This is a genomic window from Streptomyces sp. TAA040 (assembly GCF_000424845.1).
This window is the reverse complement of sequence record NZ_AUKR01000007.1, coordinates 225,009-246,706: the sequence shown is the minus strand read 5'-3', so window position 1 is coordinate 246,706 and position 21,698 is coordinate 225,009. Positions and strand designations below refer to the sequence as shown.

General features: G+C 71.4%; 19 protein-coding genes and 1 pseudogene. 9 read left to right on the top strand and 11 right to left on the bottom strand.

Going from position 1 to position 21,698, the window contains the following annotated elements; all coding sequences use genetic code 11:
- Positions 1 to 323, bottom strand: a 323-nt coding sequence (locus H300_RS0108085) for a transposase (protein ID WP_028427027.1), incomplete at its 3' end; no start/stop codon positions are given.
- A gap of 343 nt (positions 324 to 666) precedes the next feature.
- Here H300_RS0108085 and H300_RS0108080 point away from each other — a divergent pair.
- From H300_RS0108080 to H300_RS29170, 4 genes and pseudogenes are all read left to right on the top strand, one after another.
- A complete protein-coding gene (locus tag H300_RS0108080) occupies positions 667 to 1,365 on the top strand; it encodes an NPCBM/NEW2 domain-containing protein (protein WP_028427026.1) in 699 nt (232 codons plus the stop codon).
- A 156-nt stretch (positions 1,366 to 1,521) separates the two neighbouring features.
- Positions 1,522 to 3,687, top strand: a complete 2,166-nt coding sequence (locus H300_RS0108075; RefSeq protein ID WP_486583644.1) for a hypothetical protein — start codon at positions 1,522 to 1,524, stop codon at positions 3,685 to 3,687.
- Between the two features lie 121 nt (positions 3,688 to 3,808).
- The gene (locus H300_RS0108070; protein ID WP_028427024.1) at positions 3,809 to 4,726 is read left to right on the top strand and encodes an S-4TM family putative pore-forming effector; all 918 of its coding nucleotides are present in this window, start codon (positions 3,809 to 3,811) and stop codon (positions 4,724 to 4,726) included.
- Positions 4,727 to 4,925: 199 nt separating this feature from the next.
- A pseudogene (locus H300_RS29170) lies at positions 4,926 to 5,575 on the top strand (transposase family protein); the annotation flags it as partial.
- Between the two features lie 265 nt (positions 5,576 to 5,840).
- Here the strand turns inward: H300_RS29170 and H300_RS0108060 are convergent.
- The 3 genes from H300_RS0108060 to H300_RS0108050 form a co-directional block, all read right to left on the bottom strand.
- Positions 5,841 to 6,530 (bottom strand): haloacid dehalogenase type II, encoded by a 690-nt coding sequence (locus H300_RS0108060; RefSeq protein WP_486583643.1) that lies wholly within the window; start codon positions 6,528 to 6,530, stop codon positions 5,841 to 5,843.
- A gap of 508 nt (positions 6,531 to 7,038) precedes the next feature.
- Positions 7,039 to 7,362, bottom strand: coding sequence for a zf-HC2 domain-containing protein (locus H300_RS0108055; protein WP_106966759.1), 324 nt, complete (start codon positions 7,360 to 7,362; stop codon positions 7,039 to 7,041).
- Positions 7,359 to 7,916 (bottom strand): sigma-70 family RNA polymerase sigma factor, encoded by a 558-nt coding sequence (locus H300_RS0108050; protein ID WP_028427020.1) that lies wholly within the window; start codon positions 7,914 to 7,916, stop codon positions 7,359 to 7,361. Before H300_RS0108050 ends, H300_RS0108055 begins: the two co-directional genes overlap by 4 nt.
- 209 nt (positions 7,917 to 8,125) lie before the next feature.
- On the opposite strand from H300_RS0108050, the gene H300_RS0108045 reads away from it, so the two are divergent.
- Positions 8,126 to 8,383 (top strand): zf-HC2 domain-containing protein, encoded by a 258-nt coding sequence (locus H300_RS0108045; protein ID WP_486583641.1) that lies wholly within the window; start codon positions 8,126 to 8,128, stop codon positions 8,381 to 8,383.
- A 110-nt stretch (positions 8,384 to 8,493) separates the two neighbouring features.
- Here H300_RS0108045 and H300_RS0108040 read toward each other — a convergent pair whose 3' ends face one another.
- From H300_RS0108040 to H300_RS0108025, 4 genes are read right to left on the bottom strand one after another with little or no spacing between them, the layout of a single operon-like run.
- Positions 8,494 to 9,558, bottom strand: coding sequence for an ABC transporter ATP-binding protein (locus H300_RS0108040; RefSeq protein ID WP_028427018.1), 1,065 nt, complete (start codon positions 9,556 to 9,558; stop codon positions 8,494 to 8,496).
- A 5-nt stretch (positions 9,559 to 9,563) separates the two neighbouring features.
- A complete protein-coding gene (locus H300_RS0108035; RefSeq protein ID WP_028427017.1) occupies positions 9,564 to 10,394 on the bottom strand; it encodes an ABC transporter permease subunit in 831 nt (276 codons plus the stop codon).
- Positions 10,391 to 11,260 carry an ABC transporter permease subunit gene (locus tag H300_RS0108030; protein WP_028427016.1) on the bottom strand — a complete coding sequence of 290 codons (870 nt, stop codon included), beginning with the start codon at positions 11,258 to 11,260 and terminating at the stop codon, positions 10,391 to 10,393. The genes H300_RS0108035 and H300_RS0108030 overlap by 4 nt, the downstream gene beginning before the upstream one ends.
- Positions 11,257 to 12,453, bottom strand: coding sequence for an ABC transporter substrate-binding protein (locus H300_RS0108025; RefSeq protein WP_486583638.1), 1,197 nt, complete (start codon positions 12,451 to 12,453; stop codon positions 11,257 to 11,259). The genes H300_RS0108030 and H300_RS0108025 overlap by 4 nt, the downstream gene beginning before the upstream one ends.
- Before the next feature lie 220 nt (positions 12,454 to 12,673).
- Between H300_RS0108025 and H300_RS0108020 the strand changes: the two genes are divergently transcribed.
- Positions 12,674 to 13,288: a CDP-alcohol phosphatidyltransferase family protein gene (locus H300_RS0108020; RefSeq protein ID WP_028427014.1), complete on the top strand. Its 615-nt coding sequence runs from the start codon at positions 12,674 to 12,676 to the stop codon at positions 13,286 to 13,288.
- Here H300_RS0108020 and H300_RS0108015 read toward each other — a convergent pair.
- The gene (locus tag H300_RS0108015) at positions 13,263 to 14,012 is read right to left on the bottom strand and encodes a TVP38/TMEM64 family protein (protein ID WP_028427013.1); all 750 of its coding nucleotides are present in this window, start codon (positions 14,010 to 14,012) and stop codon (positions 13,263 to 13,265) included. The two genes, H300_RS0108020 and H300_RS0108015, sit on opposite strands and share 26 nt — an antisense overlap.
- Positions 14,009 to 14,788: a class I SAM-dependent methyltransferase gene (locus H300_RS25670; RefSeq protein WP_037979448.1), complete on the bottom strand. Its 780-nt coding sequence runs from the start codon at positions 14,786 to 14,788 to the stop codon at positions 14,009 to 14,011. The genes H300_RS0108015 and H300_RS25670 overlap by 4 nt, the downstream gene beginning before the upstream one ends.
- 253 nt (positions 14,789 to 15,041) lie before the next feature.
- On the opposite strand from H300_RS25670, the gene H300_RS0108005 reads away from it, so the two are divergent.
- The 3 genes from H300_RS0108005 (at position 15,042) to H300_RS0107995 (ending at position 19,099) form a co-directional block, all read left to right on the top strand.
- Complete coding sequence (locus H300_RS0108005) at positions 15,042 to 16,451, top strand: FAD-dependent oxidoreductase (protein WP_028427012.1); 1,410 nt, start codon at positions 15,042 to 15,044, stop codon at positions 16,449 to 16,451.
- Positions 16,452 to 16,578: 127 nt separating this feature from the next.
- Positions 16,579 to 18,003, top strand: coding sequence for a hypothetical protein (locus H300_RS0108000; RefSeq protein WP_028427011.1), 1,425 nt, complete (start codon positions 16,579 to 16,581; stop codon positions 18,001 to 18,003).
- 403 nt (positions 18,004 to 18,406) lie between these two features.
- Positions 18,407 to 19,099: an SUMF1/EgtB/PvdO family nonheme iron enzyme gene (locus H300_RS0107995; protein WP_037979446.1), complete on the top strand. Its 693-nt coding sequence runs from the start codon at positions 18,407 to 18,409 to the stop codon at positions 19,097 to 19,099.
- 1,064 nt (positions 19,100 to 20,163) lie between these two features.
- On the opposite strand, the gene H300_RS25665 is transcribed toward H300_RS0107995, so the two are convergent.
- Positions 20,164 to 21,564 carry a cytochrome P450 gene (locus H300_RS25665; protein ID WP_037979442.1) on the bottom strand — a complete coding sequence of 467 codons (1,401 nt, stop codon included), beginning with the start codon at positions 21,562 to 21,564 and terminating at the stop codon, positions 20,164 to 20,166.
- Between the last annotated feature and the right edge of the window lie 134 nt (positions 21,565 to 21,698).

Sequence of the window (21,698 nt, the reverse complement as noted above, 5' to 3'; positions counted from 1 at the left end):
CCCTTCCTCGCCCGCACCGACGCAGCATCGACGATCGCGGACGACCAGTCCAGCTCACCCCCGGCGCCGAGTTCGTCCAGCACCGCCCGGTGCAGCCGACGCCACAACCCGACCTCGGTCCACACGGCGAACCGGCGGTGCGCGGTGGCCGGCGAGACACCGAGGGAATCCGGCAGATACCGCCATGCACAGCCGCTCGTCAGCACATACACCACAGCCGTGAACACCGCCCGCTCATCCACCGGAGCTGTGCCACCGCCCTGCGGGCGGGATGTGAACCTCGGCAACAACGGAGCCGTCAGCTCCCACAGTTCGTCCGGCACCAGCCGACGCGACAGATCAGCACCCACAGCCCAGCATCATGCCGCATCAGCGAACGACCACATGAGGCATCCTCTCAATTCGAAGACCCCGTATAGCCCGACTCGTCTGCCGCTCTTCCCCTCCTGTCCGCGGAGGGGCGCGTGAATGTCGTATTGTGCGCCCCTCACGCTTCCATCAACCCGTTAGGCCATTCGAGTCGCAGGGGTCGCAATGCTCCCGTCCCATTAGGGTGAGACACCATGGCTCGCTACAGCCACGGACACCCCCACTCGCCTTTGTGCGCAGCTCTTTGTGGTGCCCTTGGCCCGACCGAATCGCGAGCGACTGCATGACGGGAAACTCATGGAACTGACCAAGAAGAAGCCGGGCAGGTCACGCTGGCAACTCGGCCCACGGTGGGTTGAGCTGTGCGTCGTGAGTGTGGCCACCATCGCGACGGGATTCTTCACCGGCCGGGTGAGTGAGAGCCGCACCCAGGTCGATGGTCCGCAGCCGACCGAGACCGTCACGGTCCAGGCCACGGAGACCGTGACGGCGGCACCGGAACCGGCACCGAGCACCGGGGAACCCGGCCCCACGTCGACTGCGGACAGCCCGGCACCGGAGGACTCCTCGTCGGGACGTCCCGCGCGGGTGTATCTCGCTGATCTCGATGCCGTGGATCACCGGGGATCGTACGACAGGAATCCGGTGGAGATGCTCGGAGATCCGTATCCAAGGAGCGTCAGACTCGGTTGCGATACCTCTGGTGACGACAGCGTCACGTACAGCACGAGTGGGTACAAGCGGCTGGAGGCGACCCTTGGTCTCCCCACCGACGTCAACAATGCGATCGGCTCTGTGGCCGAGATCAAGGTGTTCGGTGCTTCCGGGGAGCAGATCGGTCAGGCAGTCGAGTTCCGTTCCAGTGACACGGCCGATCTCTCTGTCGACATCTCCGGCCATGATCAAATCAAGATCGTCTGCGCGTTGCTCAAGTCGGGCGACCCGGACCGTGTCTCGACGAGAAGTGGCCTCGGTGACGCCGTCCTGACGTCCTGACGTCCTGACGTCCTGACGTCCTGACGTCCTGACGTCCTGACGTCCTGACTATCGTTTCCCGAACCACGCAAGAGCTCGCGCGGGCCGGTTCGTCGCCTGCCGAAGGGCTGTACATTGCTGCGCATTCCGCAAGAAGACGTCGAGTTGATCCGAGACGTGTGCGGATCCGCTGTCGCCGAGGGGCTCCACCGCGGGGCCAAGGAGAACGGGTGGACCGATCTGTCACTGCGACGGCCGTTGTGGACCGCACGCGGCAGGAGTTACACCGGGGCCGTCCTGCTCGCCGCGGACATCGCGCCCCCGCCCTGGCAAATCATCATCAAGGTAGTCCCCGACGGCGCGCCGGCAAGGGAAGTCGACGCCCTCACGGACGCTCTCCGCGCAGTGCCGGAGTTCTCGTCGCGGCACCTGACGGACCAGCTCTTCCCCCCCTTGCGGCTGGAGGACGGCAGGGCCGTGATGTTCCAGGAGGTCGCCGGGGACAGCCTGCGCGACACGACTCCCGCCGGTTCGCTCGACAGCGCCGAGACGGCCCGGGTCGCAGAGCAGGTGGTACGGGGCATCCTGACGGAGTGGAACGGTCCCGACCTCGAACGCGCCGTGCTCGAAGAGGTCACGGTGTCCGCGTTTCTCCGTCGCGAACTGGCCGACGTCTGGACGGGAGGTGGCTCCCTGCACGCGTTCGGCAGAGGCCTGGGTTTCGTCGACCCGTCGCCGCCGTGGCTGGATACCGACGGCCGTCGGCTGCCCAATCCGTATCTCATGGTCAAAGGCGAACAGCCCGCATTGCCGGACCCCACCGTGCGCGTCCTGCGCGGGATGGGACACGGTGACCTGCACCTCGACAACATCCTCGTGCCGAGGAGGGAGAAGGTGGCACAGGCTCATGACTACCGCTTCATTGACCTGTGCACCTTCAGCAAGAGGGCGGACCTCGGCCGTGACGCCGCCACCCTGCTGCTCTCCGCGCTCGTTCCGTACGTGCTCCACGGGCAGCCGCCGTATCAGGGGACGGCGCTTCTGCGCTTCATCGTCGACCCTGACGACAGGTATCGCGAGAGCATCGTCCCCGAGATTGCGAGAGAAGTGGTGGCCGTGCGCGACACTGCGCGTACGGCCATGAGGCGTAGGAGAGACGCCTGGGACGTGCAGTTTCTGCTCTCGCTCACGGCCGGAGCGCTGCGGTTCACTACGTACACCGACATCGGCGCCGTGGGCCGCACGTGGTTCGCGCACCTCGCCGCTCACGCGATGGGCCAGGTGCTGGTCCTGACCGGGGAAGCCGGTACGGACGCGTTGTCGACGCCGGAGCCTGGACGGACTTCCTTCGCATCGGCCGGCCTCGTGGAGCGCAGCCCGGCGGCAGCCGGAGAAGCCACCGGATTCGTGCCGGAACAAGGCCCTCGAAGACGCCGGTGGGAAACGCAATCGGGGCTGCGGGACGACCGAGCCGTGATCGGATTCGGCCCGGAACACACGATTGTAGTGGTCGACGGGATGGGCGGTGTCCACCGCTGGACCGTTGACGGGGACCCGCTTCCTGGTGCCGGTGGGCGCTCACCGCGGCTCCGCCTCGGCCATCAGGCTCTGGTGGCCTCGGCGACGCACAGCGTCGTCGTGGCCCGGCCGAGGGAACTGGAGATCGTGCACTTCCCCCACCGGGGCGATGTGCTCCGCTCCGCCCCGGTTGTGCTGCCTGACGCTGAGCACTTTCTGGTCACCAGTGGTGGCGACGTCTTCGCCACGCACAACAGGAACCGTCTTGCCGTTCGCGATTTCGAGAGCGGCTCGGTGATCGAGAACATCCCCTGCCCTTCCTCCCTGGCGGCCAGCGCGGTCAGTATCGACGCCTCGGTCATTGCCATGGCCCGCTCACGGGAGACGTACATCCACCGCAGCGGCGCCGCGCCGCAGGTGTGGGCGATGGGGAACAGCCTTCCTCATCTCAGGTTTCGTCTGCTGGACAAGCTGGCCCCCGATCCGGGCTGCCAACTGGCGGTCTCACCTTCGGGCAGCCATGTCGGGTGCGTCACGTTCGAGGAGGTCGTCGTGTGGAGCGCCGACGACGGGCGGGAAGTCCACCGCCGCACGCTCACCGACCGGGAGAGTCGCGAGGCGACAGGCGCCAAAAGGATGCGTCTCGTGTGCACCGAGACGGGCACGCTGTTCTGGCTGAGGAGGGGACGGCTCTCCACTCCCACGGTTGACGGCGGAACTCAGCTCCGGCAGTCCGGTACCTACAACGACGTCGCCCTCTCCCGGGACGGCCAGCTGATCGCGATGCTCGGCAGCGAGGGACGGCTCGAAGTCTGGGACATGTAACCCGCTGTGCGGCGAAGCTCACCCATAAGTGACGCATGCCCCCACTTGGTACCGGGCATGTTTCCCACCCGAGGTTGGCCCACTGTCGGAGTAGGCCGCCCACACACTCGCTGGGGGCACCGTGGGGGCAGCAGACACTCCGATTCTGGCTCGCCAGAACGACCCGGAGCTGCTGCAGCTCCTCAAAGCGGCCTCCGTGTCGCACCACCGGGCCAAGATGCTTGCGTCGTCACACATCGCGCTCTCGACGCTGCTGGCCGGCCTGGGGGTGGCCGGTGTGTTCGCGCCCGCACTGAAGACACCGGCCACGCTGCTCGGTCTGCTGTGGGGGCTCGCATACGCCGCGGGCGCACGGTTGTGGGCGGCCAGGGAGATGCGTCGTGCCGCCTTCTTCCAAGAGATGTTCGATGTCAGCCTCCTCCAACTGCCCTGGAACACTGTCCTCGCGGGTGGCGTGGGGCTTCCCTCGCACGAGGTGAGCCGGGTCGCCCGGCGCTACAAGGCTCCCGAATCGCTTCTGCATGACTACTTTTTCGAAGCCACCGCACTCAGCCGGCCGCTGGACGTTCTCGCGTGCCAGATGCAGTGCCTTGGCTGGGGGGCCAGGGTCCGTCGCCGCTATGCCTCCGCCGTCTCATGCGGGCTGGTGTTCTGGGTCGCGGCAGGCGTGGGACTGGGCCTGGGCCTGTCCATGACTGTCTCCGATCTACTGCTGCACTGGTTCGTCCCCTCGCTGGGACTCCTGCTTCTGGGGATGGACACTGCAGCGTCCCAGTGGGATGTCGTCGCGGCCCGAGAGCACGCCCACAGGGTGCTCATGGAGGAGATGCATGGACATGTCTCGCGGGGCAGGCCGGTCGAGGACGTTCCCATGCTTCTGCAGCTCGCCCGGCAGGTACAGGACGTCCTGTTGCAGACGCGACTCCGGCAGGTCCGGGTGCCCGACTGGTTCTTCAAGCAATTCCAGACGTCGGACCGGGACGACTTCGCTCGTGCTGTGAGCGAACTCGACCGTATCGTGGACAACCCGACGCCGTAGCCGGGTACTGTCCGTGCTCGGTCCCGCTGGTCGACCGAGACCGGGCAATTGCGACGGTCCTGGGTCCGGATCAACCGGTCGCCGGATCGACCGGGCTTGCGCAAATTCCTGGGAGCGCCCAACTGGCTCGAAGGAATCCGCAGGTGGGGGGGATGACAGAGCGGACACGGGATTCGCTCCTGCCTCTCCGGCACCCCGCCTGGAAGCCCTCGGCTCGGGTGACACGCGGGACCACGTCCGCAGCCTGGTAGCCCAGTTCGAGTCGGTCACCGATCCTCGCGGGGCATGCGGGGCGCGGGATCGAGTCTCGTCGCTGCTGGCCCTGGTGGTCTGCGCGATGACCCCGGCGGGCCATGACTCCATCACCGCGGCGGCGGAGTGGTGCAGGCGCGCTGCACCCGAGGAACTGGCCGCCTTCGGCCTGCCCTTCCCCCCGTTGCTCGGCCGGTACCGGATCCCGAGCCAGAAGACGTTGCGCACCGTCCTGGGGTGCCTGGATCCCGGCGAGGTCAGCGCCGCCGGCTACGACCATCTGCGGCCTCTGCTCTCCACCCGGCCCTGCCCGTCTCCACCCGGCCCTGCCCGCCGGGACCGCTCATGCCCGACGGTGGCATCGAGCGGGAACAGCGCCGTGCCCACCAGGAGGCCGCCCGCGCCGAACCGGTGCGCTCCCGGCGCCGGGCCATCGCGGTGGACGGCACATGCCTGCGGGGCGCGAAACGCCCGGACGGCAGTCAGGTCTTCGTACTCTCCGCCGTCCGGCACGGCGACGGCATCACCCCGGCCTCCCGCGAGATCGGCGCGAAGACCAACGGAATACCCGAGTTCGCACCCCTACTCGACCAGATCCTCCACACCCCTCGCCGACTGCGGCTCGACGGCCTTGACGGTCTCGGTCACGCCGTGCCGATCGGCCCCCTCACTGTGACCACGGCACAGCAGCTCGCCGAGATCGCCGGGCACGACCTCACACCCCCGTAATCCCCCAAGAAACAGAGGAATTGTTTTTCCACAGCCCCCTGGTCACCGCGACGGTGCACGCCGGTCCGACGAGCAGTGCGGCACCCGCCGCATGCTCCATGTCCGCGCTCGTCCCCTCCCCGTCGTTCAGGGCCTACGCGAGGATCTCCACAAGTTCCGAAAGAGTGCCGACCGTGTAGGTGGGAGGCTTCATGACCTGCGGGTATTGCGTTGCGTTCCGCCGCAGCCATGCACCGCCGAGTCCAGCGCGCTGTGCACCGTCGACGTCCCAGGGGTGCGCTGCCACCAGCACTGCCTCGTCCGGACGTACTCCGCTCTGCTCCACCACGTAACGGTAGGCGGCTCGGGCCGGTTTCCAGCTCTGTGGCCCGCTCACATCCAGATGGCTCTCAAAGCAGTCCGTGAGCCCGGCGCGGCCGAGGAGTCGCTCGCTGAGCTTCGCGCTGCCGTTGGTCATGGTCACGAGTCGGAACCCCCGCTCGTGAAGCGCACGGACACCGTAGGGAACGTCCGGGTGAACCTCCAAGTGCGGGAACCCGTCCAGCACACGTTCCGTCGCCTGTTCGATATCGCCGGACCATCCGGGCATGCTGGACAGCAACGCCCCCATCTCCGCTCGGGCGACGGCCGTGAAGTCCGCGTAGGCCCCTGCAGCGGTGAGTGCGAAGCCGTCGCGCAGCACGGCCGCGAACCAGAGCTGGAACAGGTGAGGCGGGGCGCCGATCGCTGCGAACCGGCTCTGGAGGGGGCTCATGTCGCTGAGCGTCTCGTTGACGTCGAACACGAGCAGGGAGGTGTTCAGGCGCGGCATGGTGTCCTCCACGGGATGGGCGTACGAACAGCGGAAGCCTCGGTGGTGCCCTACGGGCACCCGGAACGACCGTAAGCGCGTGGCGGGGCTCAGGCACTCCTCCCACCGCCTCCCGGACGATCCGGCAGTCCGGGTGCGGCCGCTCAAGTACTGTTTCAAGCGCCTGCACGTGCGCGACGGCGGGGTCCGCCGACGGCCGGGAGTCCGAGTCGGCAGTGGTTCACCGCGGCGCACTGGCCCTCACGTGGCTGCTCGCCACTGCGGGCGATCGCTGCTCGGCCGGGTTGCCTGCCCCGGCTGATGACGGTCTGCCCCCGCTGGAGCCGACACTGTTCCAGCCGTTCGGCGAGGTTCAGGGCATCGACGTGGCCGGGCGGCGGAGAGCCCCACGGGGGCGGACAGAGACCACTACGGACGCGACTGCGACCGTCCGGTGCTTCCCCGCACGGGAGCTCACGGTGGCTGTCTCGGTCTGCTCGGCCGGCTCCTCCGACCTCCCCTTGTCCTTGAGGAGGAGTCTTCAAGCGCCTGCCGGGGGCGTCGTCCCGTGTTCCGCGTCGTCGTCGCCGGCAGATGAGTCGCTCAGGAGTGACGCGCCGAATGCCCGCAGTCGCTCCACCGCTCCACCGTGTGGTTCCGCTTGTCGGGCCAAGGCGTGGCGGATCTCCTGGTAGACGGATTCCTCCAGGCCGCAGCGCCGGCAGTCCTCCAGGTGCTGCGCAACCCGGCGCGCGGTGATGCCGTCGGTTTCGCCGTCGAGGTAGGACTGGAGCACGCGTGCCACCCGCAGGCAGTTCATCCGGCGCTCGGTCCCTTCCCGCCGCCGCCATGGAAACCTCTTCACATCACACCTCGCTTCGGTGCCAGTCCCGCAGTGGCCAGGCGTGCCCGTATCCGTTTGCGCGCGCGGTGCAGCCGGCTCATGACGGTGCCCTCGGGCACGTCCAGCAGGCGGGCGGTCTCCGCGTAGGTGAGGCCGTCGATGTCCACCAGCTGCACTACCTGGCGGTGCTTGTCCGGAAGCGCGCGCAGAGCCTCGTCCACCACTTCGTCGAACGCCTCACCGACCACGATCTCCTCGGCCGAACCGCCGGGGCCTGCGGAGCTGAGCCGGTCCAGGTCGGCGTCCGGGTCGTCCAGGAGGTGTGGGCGGCGGCGCCGGTGACGGTTGATCTCGGCCCGCCGCATGATCGTCAGCAACCACGCACGGGGGTGCCTCCCGTCGAAGCTGCCGATGGCCCGGTAGGCGCGCAACAGGGTGTCCTGCACGAGGTCCTCGGCGTCCGCCGGTTGAGCGGTCAGCGTCATCGCCACACGCAGCAGCACCTCCACCTCCGGCAGCACATGGGCGGCGAACGCCCTGCCCCGGGAGTCCGCCGGCTCCGCGGACGCTGTCACTTCGTCTTCCACACGGCGGAAACCCTTCTGCCCTGACCCGCATTCCCTCTTCCTCCGTGTTCCTGTGTCCTGCGGTCCGCTCCGGAGCGGACCGCAGGACGGTGAGGGTCCCCGCACGGCTGGAATGCCGCGTACGGCTGGAGGGTTTCCGCTGCATGAAGAGGCAGCGCGTTCCGGGTCCAGGGCGAGTGTGGGCCGAGTGCCGGGAAATGATCTCGCATGTGCGGTTGCGCGGCGAGGTGGAGGCGTACGCCGACGGTCAGCTCACCGGTGCGCATCGTATGCAGGTAGCCGCCCACGTCGCCTGCTGCTGGGCCTGCAGTGGGAGCCTGCAGCTGCTGCGGCTGATCAAGGCGTCGCTCCGGTACAACGCCGGACGAACGCCCCCTTCTCTGGCCTCGGCCCGGGTACGGCGCTTCGCCCGGGACCTCGGTGCGCCGACGGGCCGGGACCGGCCACGCGGTTGACGCGCGCCGGTCCGGAGCCCGGATCCGGTTGCCGGGTAGCCCCGGCGGGCCGTCTCGTCGGCAGCCCTGCGCGGCTGCCCCCTGGGGCGCTTGCGCCGACCGTGGAGCGCTCAGCCCGGTCCGGGGACCACCCAGCGATGCGCGACGGGCAGGCGCAGCCGGACGTGCTCCGAGGGGGCAGGTGGGGTGCCGGGCGGAAGCAGTGCGTGTACCGGGCCGGCCGCCGTGTCGGCGACGACAGCCGCGAAGGCACCTTCCGGGCGCACGCTGTGCACCACGGCGGCCACGGTGTCCGGGCCGGTGCCGATCTGGACGGCTTCGGGGCGGATCACCAGGTGGCCGGGGCCGCGGTGGGTGACGGTGCCGGGCAGGTCCAGTTCTCCCAGAGGACATGCGAAGCGTCCTTGCAGCGTGACGTGGCCGGGGAGCGCGGTGTGGCAGCCGAGGAAGCGGGCCACGGCCAGGGAGGCCGGGCGGGCATAGAGGCTGGCGGGCTGCGCCTGCTGGAGCAGGCTGCCCCGGTCGAGCAGGGCGACGGTGTCGGCGACTGCGGCGGCCTCCGTCTGGTCGTGGGTGACCAGGACGGTGGTCACCGTCAGCTCTCGCTGGACCGTGGTCAGCAGGTCGCGCATGGTGTGCCGCAGGCTCGGGTCGAGGGCGCTGAACGGTTCGTCGAGGAGCAGCACGGCCGGTTCGGCGGCCAGTGCGCGGGCGAGGGCGACGCGCTGGGCCTGGCCCCCGGAGAGCTGGCGGGGGTAGCGGGTGGTGAGAGCGCCGAGGCCGACGCGCTCCAGGTGTGCGAAGGCGCTGGTGCGGGCGTCGCGTCGGGAGCGGCCTCGCATGCGGGCGGGAAAGGCCACGTTGTCCAGCGCCGTCCGGTGAGGCAGCAGCATCGGCTGCTGGAAGACCACCGCGGTACCGCGGTGTTCCGGCGGGACCCGGGTCACCTCGGTGCCAGCCAGGTGGACGGCGCCCCGGCCGGGTGTGAGGAGTCCGGAGGCGACCTGCACGACGGTGGTCTTGCCGCAGCCGGAGGGGCCGAGCAAGGCCAGCAACCGACCGTCGGCGACATCGAGGTCGAGGCCGTCCAGGACGGGCTCGCGGTGCCCCGGATAGGTGACGGTGATCCGCTCCAGACGCAGGCCGGGGACAGGAGTGGGGGGCAGGGGGGTCATGACGGTCAGCGCTCGATTCCCGGTGCGGAGGAGGCGGATGAGGGGTCGGCCCAGACCGCCCGGTGGCGTCGCAGCAGTGCCGCACCCACGCCGAACAGCAGGATGGGTGGGGCGACGGTGAGGATTCCCAGTACGGCGGTCAGGGCCTGGTTGCCGCTGCCCGCGGCCGTGGAGAACAGCAGAAGCGGCAGTGTGGTGACGACTCCGCCCCCCACCAGCACCGTCATCAGGTACTCGCTCCACGAGACCAGGAAGGCCAGAGTCGCCGAAGCGAGCAGGGCCGGGGCGAGTGCGGGCAGGGTGACGTGACGGAGAACGGCGCTTCGGGACGCACCGAAAGTGCGGGCGGTCTGCTCCATGCGCAGGTCGTAGGTGGCGTAGCCGCCGATCATGACCAGGACCGTGTAGGGCAGGGCGGGCACCAGATGGACGAGGGCGACCCCGGCCACCTGGTCGGACAGTCCGGCCCGGACGAAGACCTCCTGGACGCCGACCGCCAGCGCGAACGGAGGCACCAGAACGGGGGCCAGCAGCAGCAGACGCACCAGTCCCGCAGCCGGTGGGCGGTACAGGACCAGGCCCCGCGCGGCCAGCGCCCCGAGCGCGGTGGCGGTCACGGCGGCGGTCAGCGCGAGTCCCAGCGAGGTGCCGGTCGCGGTGATCACCTGCTGCTGGGGGGCGGCGGCCTGTTCCCACGCGCGGAGGGAGAAGTCCTGGGGGACGAGCGCCGGATACACCCACCGCCCGGCGAAGGCCCAGATGAGCAGGGGCAGCAGGGGCACCGCGATCCAGACGGCGAGCATCGCGAATCCCGCACCGTGCACGGCCCGCCTCATGGTCCGTTCCTTGCCAGAAGCAGCCGGCGGGAGATCGCCGCGGCAGCGAGGGCGGCGAGGGCGATCACCGTACCGATCACGACCGCGAGGGCCAGGGCGGCGGGCCGGTCGGCGAGTTCCACGGAGCGGTAGAGCTCGACGGCCTCTACCGGCAGAGCGCGTGGGACGGTCGCACCCAGCAGCGCCGGAGCCTCGTAGGCGGCGAAGGTGAACGCGAAGACCAGCAGGCACGCCTCGGTGAGAGCGGGGGCGAGCAGCGGCAGGGTGACGTGCCTCAGCCGGTGCAGCCGTCCCGCCCCCAGAGTGCGTACCGCGTTCTCCAGGTCGCGTACGGCGGGGGTGTGGGCGGCCAGCAGCATGATCGTGACGAAGGGAGCCTCTTTCCATACGTAGGTGAGCACAAGAGCACTGGGGGTGGAGTCGGCGACGAGTGCGGGAAAGTCCGCGGGCCCGTCGGTCCATCCCGCGGCGTGGGTGAGCCGGGAGACGAGCCCCGACCCGGAGAGCAGCAGTGCGAACGCCGCGGCGGCGAGCAGGTGCGGGACGGCGAGCGTGGCACGGGCGGCGGTCTCCAGGGCGGCCCGGCCGCGGCGGGAGCCGCTCACCACGGCCACCACGGCCAGTGCCAGCGAAGCCGACGCCACGGTGCTGAGTGTGGCGATCTTCAGGCTGAGCAGCAGGGAATCGGCGAAGTCCGGGGCCTGCAGGAGCCCCGCGTAGGCGGCAAGACTCCAGCCCTGGCCCAGGCCGTCGGCAATGCTTCCGCGGGCTGCGAGCAGCAGGGCAGCACCGGCGAAGGCGACGAGGGCCAGGGCCGGGGCTGTCAGCAGCAGGCCCCGCCATCGCGTCGACACCGGTACGGTCACGGGGCGGAGGCGACTTCCTGCTTCCAGCCCTTGTCCAGCGGCCCCACCCAGTCGCCGCTCAGTTCGGGGCGGGCGTTCCGCGAGAGTTCCTCGATCGGGAGTGTCGTCTCCGGCGTGGTCAGCGAGGCGAACTTCTCTCGCCACTGCTCCGGCAGCCGTTCCTGGTCCAGCACCGTGTAGGCGCCCCAGCCACCGGGCCGGGCCTTGGCGTACTGCAGCTCGGGCGAGAGCATCAGGTCGGACAGCACCAGCGCCGCCTCGCGGTGGGCTGCGTTCCTGGGCACCGCGAGATAGCTGGTGTTGCCCAGGGTCCCGTCCTCGGGTACGAACACCCGTGTGCTCGGTGGGAACTGACCCTTGTCGACGAGGGCCGGGACCTCTGCGGGGCCGTAGGTCATCGTCAAGTCGACCTCGCCGTTGGCGAAGAGGTCGTTCAGCGCCGCCTGGTCCTTCGGGTAGGCGGCACCCTGCCGCCACAGGGCGGGCTTCAGCTCGTCGAGGTCCTGCCACAGGCGGGGGGTGACAGCGTCGTACGCCTTCTCGCTGTGGGCAGGGGGGACGGGATCATCCTGGGCGCCGGCGAGGAGGATCTGCCGTACGAATGCGGAGCCGGTGAAGTCGGGCGGCGCCGGGTAGGTGAAACGCCCGGGGTTCTGCTTGATCCACTCGGTCAGGGCGGCCGTGGTCCGGGGCGGGTCGGCGAGCTTGGCCGAGTCGTAGACGAACGCGAACTGGGCCCGGCTCCAGGGCGTTTCGCAGTCGTCGACCGGAGTGCCGAAGTCCTGCGCGAGCGTGGGATCGGTACTGTCCAGATACTTCTGGTTCGGCATCAGGCCGGTGTATCCGCACAACCACAGGTCCGCCTGCTTTCCGGTGCGGAAGTTCTCTCCGTTGACCCACACCAGGTCCACCGCACCGCCGCTTCCTTTGCCGGCCCGCTGATCGCCGAGGATCTTCTGCACGGCGTCCTGGGTGTCGGCAACGGGGACGCGCTTGACCGTGATGCCCAGCTTCTTCGCCGCCGGGGTGACCTCGTCGTCGATGTAGGAGTTGGCGCCCTTGTCGCCGCCGTACATGAACAGGTTGACGCTCTGGCCTTTCGCGTCGGCGCGCAGCTGGGCCCAGTCCTTCGCGGGCGGCTCGGCCTCCGCGGTACCGGGGCTGGAGCAGGCGGCCGCCAGCAGTCCGGCCACGGCGGCTCCCGCGGCCAGGGCTGTGGCTCTTCCGACGCGCCGCCCGCTGTGCCGCATCCGTGTCCGCATGTGCGCTGCCCCTTCGGCCGGTCCTTCGTGTTTTCCCGCGCGACGGTCCCGCGAACATCCGCTGCGCGGAAACGGAACACGGTGGGGTGCTCGCAGGCTTCCCTTTGTGTGTCCGCCGGTACGGTGCCGGTGTGGCGAAAGGAGACACGCGATGCTGGACAGGCGGGCGAGGGCTGCACTGAGCGGTCCGCTGGACCGTGTTGCCGCGCTGCTGGACCGCCCCGCTGTCACGCCCGATCGACTGACTGCGCTCGGTGTGCTGACGGGTCTTGCCTCGGCCGGTTCCGCAGCGGCGGGCTGGTGGCCGGCCGCTGCGCTGCTGTGGCTGCTGTCCCGGCTCGCCGACGGCCTGGACGGTCCGCTGGCTCGTCGCCGCGGCACGGCGAGCAGCGGGGCGGGCGGCTTCCTCGACATCTGTGCCGACTTCCTCGTCTACGGAGCGTTCGTCGTCGGCGTCGCCGTCGGCGTGGGCGGTCCGGCACTGCCGTTCCTGCTCGTCCTGCTCGCCTACTACGTCAACGGCACCGCCTTCCTGGCCTTCTCCTCCATCGCCGAGCGTACCGGGCACCGCGGTGACGACCGCCGGTCGGGAGGCCGGTCGCTGAACTTCCTGGGCGGCCTGGCCGAGGGCGGCGAGACCATCGCCGTGCACACGCTGTGGTGTCTGCTGCCCGGTTTCGCCCACCCCCTCGCCTGGGGCTGGGCCGCGGTGGTCGCTGTGACCGCGGCCCACCGTGTCGTCACCGGCTATCGGCACCTGCGCTGACTTCTGCGCCGCGGGCGCGGATCACCCGCGCCGCCCACCAGCCGCCGGCGCTCAGCACCAGCAGAGCACCCAGCGCGATCCACAGTCCGGGAGAGCCGGGGTCGCCCAGCGACCCGCCGAGCCCGGTGTAGACGAGGGTGCCCGGGATGATGCCCAGGGCCGTGGCCGTGACGTAGGAGGAGAGACGCACACCGGCCACACCGGCCCCGTAGTTGATCACGGAGAAGGGAAACAGCGGGACCAGCCGCACGAGCAGGACCGCCACGAAGCCCCGGCGCGTCAGAAAGGCGTCCAGCCGGGCCAGCCGCCCCGAACCCGCGTACCGGGCGACCACCGGACGCCCCAGCCAGCGCGCCAGACCGAAGGAGAGGACCGCACCCGCCGTCGCTCCCACGAGCACCGCGCCTGCCCCCACCGGAAGCCCGAACAGCGCGCCCGCCGAGGCCGTCAGGACGGAGCCGGGCAGCAGTGCCGTCACGGCCAGGGCGTAGACGACCGCGAAGGCGACCGGCCCCCACACCCCGAGCGAGTCCACCCACTGGCGCACGTCACGCAACAGGTTGCCGTCCCCCAGCGCCACCCAGGAGCCGAGCGCCAGGAGCAGCGCCACGAAGAAGGCCATCCGTGTCCACGCCGAACGCGCCGGCCGCCGCCTCACCTCGTCCGCGTTCGTGGCGGACGGCGGATGCCCGGTCGCGGGCATACCGGTTGCCGGGCGGTTCATGTGGTCTCCCGTGACGGCTGTTCGGTGGGAAGGTCGGCCACGACGCGGCGCAGCGGCAGTTCCAGACGCCGCCCCGGAGCCGCCCATCTCGCGAGGGAGCGCTTGGCGGCCGAGGCCCGGTGCGCGCCGAGGCCGGGCAGGTAGAGGGCGTCGGCCAGCAGGGCCGCCCTCTCTGCCGAGTCGATGGTGAGGGTGAAGACGTGTCGCTTGTCGGAGCGGATGCGGAACCCTGCTGTGCGTAGCAGCGCGTGAAGCCCGTCGCGGGCGTGCGGGTTGGGCCACGGCTGCCTTACGGCGCGCAAGGCCGCCATCACTCGGAGCCAGCCGAGCATCCCGGACGGGGAGAGCCCGGACTGGGAGGGCACCAGCGCCGCCAGCACGCCTCCGGGCCGCAGCACACGCCGGACCTCCCCCAGCGTCTGCGGCAGGGGCGTGACCACCGGTAGGCACATGGCTGCGCAGACCGCCCCGATGCTCGCCGAGGCAGCCGGGAGCGCGTCCGCTGCGGCCCGCGCCAGCGGCCCGCGCCCCCGCCGGGCCGCCTCGGCGAGTTCCCCGGCCGAAAGGTCGACCCCGACCCAGTCGGCGTCCGGCAGTTCCTGACGGGTGGGTGCTGAACCGCAGGCCAGGTCGAGCACCGGGCCCTCGATCTCCCGCAGCGGTTCGGCCAGCCAGGCGTGGGGAGAGCTATCGGCCAGGGCGAAAAGGTGTTCGGTGATGCCGGCGTGCTCCTGGTGGTATGCGGTGATGAAGCGCTGCCAGTCCGGTTCGTCCATCCAGCCCTCGCCCCTCCTGTGACCCGTGGGGACGGCTCGCGCACCCCTGTGCTCACCTCGGGAACCCTGCCGGGCCGGTCACGCATTCCGTTTCGGACACGCCGCAGGCGCGCGGATGAAGCGGGAGAACCGTCGTGACCGTGATCGTGGGGCGGGAGGGGGAAGGCCCCGACCGGTTCAGCGGGTTCCCCGCACGTCCGATGCCCGCGTGCCGGCCGTCCCACGACGGCGCACCGACGAGAGAGCCTGAATCATGAGTAGGTACGACCTGGTGGTCATCGGTGGCGGAAGCGCCGGACTGACCGCGGCCCGCACCGCCGGGCGCTTCGGCGCCCGCACGCTGCTCGTCGAGCGGCACCGGCTGGGCGGAGACTGCCTGTGGACGGGGTGCGTCCCGAGCAAGGCCCTGCTGCACGTGGCCGCCGACGTGCAGGCAGCCCGACGCGCCGCCGCCTACGGGCTGCCGCCGGTGTCCGGCCCGGCCGACCTCGCGGCGGCCATGGGAGAGGTGAAACGGGCGATCGGCGCGATCGAACCGCACGACTCGGCCGAGGCACTCGCCCCGTACGGGGTCGAGGTAGTCCACGGCTCGGCGTGCTTCACCGGTCCGGGGACCCTGACCGCGGGCGGGCGACGGGTCTCCTTCCGGTACGCGCTGATCGCCACGGGTTCCTCGCCGGCCCTGGCCCCGGTCCCGGGTCTGGCCGAGGCGGGGCCGCTGACCAGCGACACCGTCTGGGAGCTGTCCGAACTCCCGCGGCGCATGGTGGTGCTGGGCGGCGGGCCGATCGGCTGCGAGCTGGGCCAGGCGTTCGCCCGGCTCGGCTCGCAGGTCACCCTCGTGGAGGCGACGGACCGGCTGGTGCCCCGCGAGGAACCCCGCGCCTCAAGGGTGCTGCGGGAGCGGCTGGAAGCCGAGGGCGTCACCGTACTGACCGGCCATCGCGCCGAGCGCGTCGGTGGCGGCGCCGTCCACGGGCCCGGCGGCCCGCTACGCTACGACGCGCTGCTGGCCGTCACGGGCCGCCGCGCCAACACCCGCGGCCTGGGGCTGGAGGCGGCGGGTGTGGAGCTGACCGGCAGCGGTGACGTCCACACCGACGGTCGGCTGCGCACCAGCAACCGACGGATCTACGCCGCCGGCGATGTCACGGGCCGTTCGGCCTTCACGCACCTGGGCGGCACGCAGGGCGGGTCGGCCGCCGCCGACGCCCTGCTGGGCGTGCGCCGCCCCCTCGACTACCGGGCGGTTCCGTGGGTGACGTACACCGATCCTGAGATCGCCCGCGTCGGCCTCACCGCCGACGAGGCGCGGGAGCAGTACGGCGACAACGCGCGCGTCCACACCTTGGACAACGACCGGCTCGACCGGGCGGTAGCCGACGACCGCACCGAGGGCTTCACCACGGTGGTGCGGGGACCGCGCGGCAGGATCGTCGGGGCCACAGTGGTGTCACCGAGGGCTGGGGAGACCGTCGCCCATCTGGCGGCGGCGGTGCGCCTGGGCTGGACGCCCTCCGACTACGCCCGCACCGTGCACCCCTACCCCACCTACGCCGACGGCCCCTGGCACGCCGCGCTGGCCGACGTCCACGCCCGCCTGGCCCGCGGCAGCGGCCCCGTCGGCGCACTGCTGAAACTCCGCAGAGGGCTGATCCGGTGATCCCGCGCCTCATCCCGGACCCTGATGCTGCTCTGCGCCTGGCTGCTGTGGCGCGGCCCGCGCCGGGCCGGGCCACCGCGTCGCCCGCCACGGCTCGTCCAGCCCGAACCCCGCAGGAGGACCGGTGATGCGGATGCTCGCCGCCCTGCGCGCCCTCGAACGCGCCACCCGTCCCTACGACCCGGGGTTCGCCGAGGCGATGGAACGCCGCTGGGCGGAACTCCCGGACGCCGCCCGGACGCCCGGCCAGATCCTCGGTCGGCACGGCGTCGGCTGCGAGGGCACCCACGGCGTCTTCCCCAAGTGCAACCTCGCGTGCACGCCCTGCTACCACTCCCGCGACGCCAACCGGGTCCGCGTCGACGGCCCCCACACCCACGAACAGATCGCCGCGCAGATGCACCTGCTGCGTGAGCTGCGCGGCCCACGCGCCCACGCCCAGCTCATCGGCGGTGAGGTGAGCCTGCTCGCCCCGGACGACCACGCCACCGCCCTGGCGATCATGCGGGACCACGGCCGGGAGCCGATGAGCTTCACCCACGGCGACTTCGACTACGACCACCTCACCCGGCTGGCCCTGGGCCCCGACGGCACACGGCGGTTCGAGCGGCTGTCGTACGCCGCGCACTTCGACAGGTTCATGTACGGCCGGCGCGGTATCGCACGCCCGCCGGACGAGGAAGCGCTGAACCCGTACCGGGCGCGGTTCGCCGCGATGTTCGCACGGTTGCGACGTGAGCACGGCGTGCGGTCCTTCCTCGCCCACAACATGACCGTCACCCCGGGCAACCTCGACGAGGTCGCGGGCGTGGTCCGCGACTGCCACACCATGGGCTACGGCATGTTCTCCTTCCAGCCCGCTGCCTTCCTCGGCGACGAGCGACGCTGGAAGGAGAAGTTCCGCGAAGCGACCCCGGACGCGGTGTGGGCGGAGATCGAGCGCGGCGCCGGAAGCCGCCTGGACCACCACGTCTTCGAAAACGGGGACGTGCGCTGCAACCGCACCGCCTACGGCTTCTACGCCGGCCGCCGCTGGTTCCCCTTCCTCGACGGTGACGACCCCCGCGACCTCGCCGTACGCGACGCGTTCTTCCGCTCCTTCGGCAAGGTGACCTTCACCGGCACCCCACCCGGACTGCTCGCGGCCCGGCTCCTGCGGGTGGTGGCCCGCCATCCCTCCACCGCGGTGACGGCGCTTCGCTGGCTCGCCCGCACCGTCCGCCGCGTGGGCCCGCTGCGGCTGGCCCGCCACCGGATGCGGGTGCGGCCGGTCACCTTCGTCATGCACCAGTTCATGGACGCCGATGTCGTCGCCCCGGCCTGGGAGATGACGCAGCACGGCGAGCGGGCCACGGAGCCCCGGCTGCGCGAGGCCCAGGATCGGCTGGCCGCCTGCCACTACGCCATGGCCCACCCCGAGAACGGCACCCTCGTCCCCGCCTGCGTGCAGCACGCCGTGCTCGACCCGGCGGAGAACGCCGCGCTGCGCACCCTGCTACCGATCATCGAGGTCCGCACCCCCGCCGGCACCCCGGCGCAGGAGAAGAAGTAGGCCCTGTACGGCCGGGCCGGGGCCGCATCACCGTGCGCGAACCGGTGCTGCCCGCCCGTCAGGGCCGCAACGCCCGAGACGCGCCGCAGAGGCGAGGGGAGGCGTCCTGTACGTCGGGTTCCCCTCGTATCGCCGTCTGCTGCGGGACGGGGTGGGACGGGGTGGGCCGCTGCGGGACGGGGTGGGACGGGAAGGTTCGGGCAGAAGGACCCGTCGGCGCCACCCGGGCGTGCCCGGTGGGGCAGACTGCACGGGCGAGCGGGCGACCACCCGGGGGGCGACCGGGACGGGAAGAGCCCGTCGGTCGGCCGCGGGGTACCGATCCCGCGCTGAGGTCCGCCGGGCTCTCGGCGTACGCAGACGGGACGGACGCGAAGTGAACGCAGAGGAGCAGAGCCGCACGATGAGCCAGGAACCGACTCTGCGCCGACTGGCCGCTGATCCCATGATCGGTCTGCCCGCGGGAGCGATCGTGCTGCGGGACGAGGGCACGACGACGGACTGGGAGGTCGAGGTCGCCGCCTTCCGGCTGGCGCCGAGCCCGGTCACCCGCGCGTGGTACGCCACCGTGCTGGCCGAGGTGCCGGAGAGCTCGGCCGGGCCGCGGACGCCGATGACCGAGGTCTCGTGGAAGGACGCCGTCCGGTTCTGCAACGCCCTCTCCCGCGCAACCGGGCTCGAACCCTGCTACACGAGGGGTGACAGCCCGGACGCGGAGGACGTGGCGTGCGACTGGACGGCGGACGGCTACCGCCTGCCGACCGAGGCCGAGTGGGAGTACGCGTGCCGGGCCGGCTGTTCCGACGTCCGGTACGGCGAGCTGGACGAGATCGCGTGGCATCGCGGCAACTCCGAGGGCCGGCCGCACGACGTCGCCACGCGGGCGCCGAACGCCTGGGGCTTCCACGACATGACCGGCAACGTCTGGGAGTGGTGCTGGGACGTCTACGACCCGCGGGTCTACGGCCCGTACCGCGTCTTCCGCGGCGGTGGCTTCTTCGACAGGCCCCGGGGGTGCCGGGCATCGTGCCGCCGCAAGAGCCACCCGACCCTCGCCATCGACGACCTCGGGTTCAGGCTGGCCCGCTCGCGGTGAGCACGGCACGTGGCCGGAGAGGCCGGTGGCCGGGGCGCGTACACGGGGAGCCCTCGTGAACGACGAGCGCAACTCCGGCCCGAGCAGCCCGCTGTACCAGGGCCTGGACACCTCCGAGGTGGACTTGCCGCGGTCACACGGACTCCGGGCATCCTGAACCTGATCGTCGGCACCCGGGAGACCTCGCCGCCGGGCGGTTGACCGCCCCCGATTCGACCAGCAGTACCGAGTCCGGCAGGTCCGGGCCGGCGCACCGGCCCGGACCCGGCCGCTTCAGGCCGCTCGGCTGGTCCGGTCGCACGCTTCCTGAGGGGTCGAGCGCTCCGGCTCCTCCCCCTCCTTCTCGTCCTCCCGAGGGCGCCACGGCAGCCACGTGAAGGGGTCGTCGGTCGCGCGCGGCCCGTTCGGCCCGCGCCCCGCCGGGGTCGATCGCGGGAAAGCGGCGTCTCCCTCGGCACGTGCCGTGATACCGGTCGGCAATTTCTTGTACCGAGTGCGCTGATACCGCGCAGAAGGCATGACGTTGCCCAGCGTGTCCATTTCTCTCTCCTGCCGCGTGCTTGAATGTGGGGGTTTGCACCGCGCATGACAAGGTTTCGACTTCCGACCGCCCCGCCCCGCGAATTCGCACGAGAAGGGCGAAGTCGAAACGGTAGTGGAGAGGCTAGGACAACATCACCCGGTGAAACAAGTGAGACCGAAGGAGAGGGAAACCCGGCCGGAAAAGGGCACCTCGCTGTGTTTGCGCCCGGGCATCCCTTCGCGTTCCGTCCGCGCCATAGGTGCAGGACAGCGCGGCTCCGTCGCGGAGCCGGTCCGCCCCGAAACCGCCCGGTGCCCGGGGCGTCGCCCGGACAGGGGGCGGGGCGGACCGGTTCGTGCCCGCTTCGGACGCCCGCTGCACCGCCCACGGCGACATCGAGCCGAACCGGTGCCCGGGTGCCCGTGCCGGAACCGGTGCCCCGGCGGCCGGCACCGGTCCCCGGGAGTCCGAGCAGCGGCTTCCGGTCGGAGGTGCCGCCGCTCGGGGCGCGTCGGCCGGCGGGCCTGCCGGGCGACGGGTCTCAGGAGGGGGGCTCGGGCACGGCGGCGGGCCTCCCGGCCGGCGCGAGGCGGCATTCCACCGCGCGGGCCGCACGGATGGTGACGCCCACCTCCAGCGGTACCTCCTCCGGCGTCCCGGTGAAGCGATGGCGCTGGAGGAGCGAGGCCACCGCGAGTCTCATCTGGAGCATCGCGAAGTGGTTGCCGATGCAGGAGCGCGGACCGCCGCCGAGCGGGAACCACGCGTAGCGCGGCCTGCCGCGCTCCTCCTCCGGGCGGAAGCGCTCGGGGTCGAACCGCTCGGGTTCCGGCCAGTAGGCCGGGTGCCGGTGCGTCACCCAGGGCGAGACGTACACATACGCCCCGGCCGGTATGGCGTGCCCCTCGACGACCGTGGGCCGGGCCGCCCGCCGGATGAGGACGGGCGCCGCGGGGTAGAGCCGCATGGCCTCCTTGAGCACCCGTTCCACGGCGGGCAGCGCGTCCAGGTCGGCCGGGGTGGGGCGGCGCCCGCCGAGGACGGAGCGCACCTCCTCGCGGACGGAGCCCTGCACTTCGCGGTGGCGGGCCAGCAGGTGCATGGTGAACGTGAGCGACGTGGCCGTCGTATCCGAGCCGGCGAGCAGGAAGACGAGCACCTGGTCGCGCAACTCCTCGTCGGTCAGCGGGGCGTCCTCGTCGCTGCGCGCGTTGATCAGCAGGGTCAGCAGATCGGTGCCCGCCCCACCCCCCGGGTCCCCGCTGCGCCGCCGCTGCTCGATCAGCCGGTCGCACAGCGCGTGCAGTTCCCGCTGCGCGGCCCGCGCCCGGCGGTTGGCGGGGGCGGGGAAGGACCGGGGGAGGTTCACCGGCATGAGCCCCCGCCTGAGGGTGTACGTGCTCAGCGCGGGCATGCAGCGGCGGACCACCTCGGCCGCCTGCTCCGCGTCCGAGCCGAAGAGGATGCGGGTGATCATCCGCACGGTGAGCCGGCTCATGTCCTCGTTGAGGTCGGGGTGTCCGCCGCGGTCGGCCTCCCACTCGCCGCACAGGGCGTCGACCTCCTCGCACACGGCCGTCGCGTAGCCCGCCACCCGCTTCTTGGTGAACAGCGGGGAGAGGAGGCGGCGCTGCCGCAGGTGCTCGTCGTCGAGGCTGCTCAGCAGACCGTTGCCGAAGCTCTCCCGCATCTCCTGGGAGAAGGCGTCGTCCTTCCGGAAGTCCGCCGACTGACCGGCCAGCACCTGCTGGGCGCCGGCGGCCGAGAAGACGAAGTGGATCGTCGTCCGCAGCCCCGGCGGCCCGGACACGATGCGCACCACGTCGCCGTGTTCCTCGCGGGCCCGTTCGTACGTCCCCAGCGGGTCGCGCCGAAGGTCTCTCATCGACCCCAGGAGGGGGAGTCCGCTGGCGGCGGGCACCTCGGTCGGGTTCGTCTCCATCCTGCTGCATCCCTTTCCACGGCTCGGTGCGGGCGGCGCGCCGCGCTCCCGGCTCCGGGGCGGCACGCGGCCTCTCCCTCCATTGCAGCCCCGCTGCTGCGCCCCCGGCAGGGCCGCCGTCCCCCTCCCCGTCT

Coding starts and splice junctions, on each gene's coding strand:
- H300_RS0108005 (WP_028427012.1), top strand. CDS start 15,042: ATGAGTAGGTACGACCTGGTGGTCATCGGTGGCGGAAGCGCCGGACTG.
- H300_RS0108020 (WP_028427014.1), top strand. CDS start 12,674: ATGCTGGACAGGCGGGCGAGGGCTGCACTGAGCGGTCCGCTGGACCGT.
- H300_RS0108000 (WP_028427011.1), top strand. CDS start 16,579: ATGCGGATGCTCGCCGCCCTGCGCGCCCTCGAACGCGCCACCCGTCCC.
- H300_RS0108015 (WP_028427013.1), bottom strand. CDS start 14,012: ATGAACCGCCCGGCAACCGGTATGCCCGCGACCGGGCATCCGCCGTCC.
- H300_RS25670 (WP_037979448.1), bottom strand. CDS start 14,788: ATGGACGAACCGGACTGGCAGCGCTTCATCACCGCATACCACCAGGAG.
- H300_RS25665 (WP_037979442.1), bottom strand. CDS start 21,564: ATGGAGACGAACCCGACCGAGGTGCCCGCCGCCAGCGGACTCCCCCTC.
- H300_RS0108045 (WP_486583641.1), top strand. CDS start 8,126: ATGATCTCGCATGTGCGGTTGCGCGGCGAGGTGGAGGCGTACGCCGAC.
- H300_RS0108035 (WP_028427017.1), bottom strand. CDS start 10,394: ATGAGGCGGGCCGTGCACGGTGCGGGATTCGCGATGCTCGCCGTCTGG.
- H300_RS0107995 (WP_037979446.1), top strand. CDS start 18,407: ATGAGCCAGGAACCGACTCTGCGCCGACTGGCCGCTGATCCCATGATC.
- H300_RS0108040 (WP_028427018.1), bottom strand. CDS start 9,558: ATGACCCCCCTGCCCCCCACTCCTGTCCCCGGCCTGCGTCTGGAGCGG.
- H300_RS0108080 (WP_028427026.1), top strand. CDS start 667: ATGGAACTGACCAAGAAGAAGCCGGGCAGGTCACGCTGGCAACTCGGC.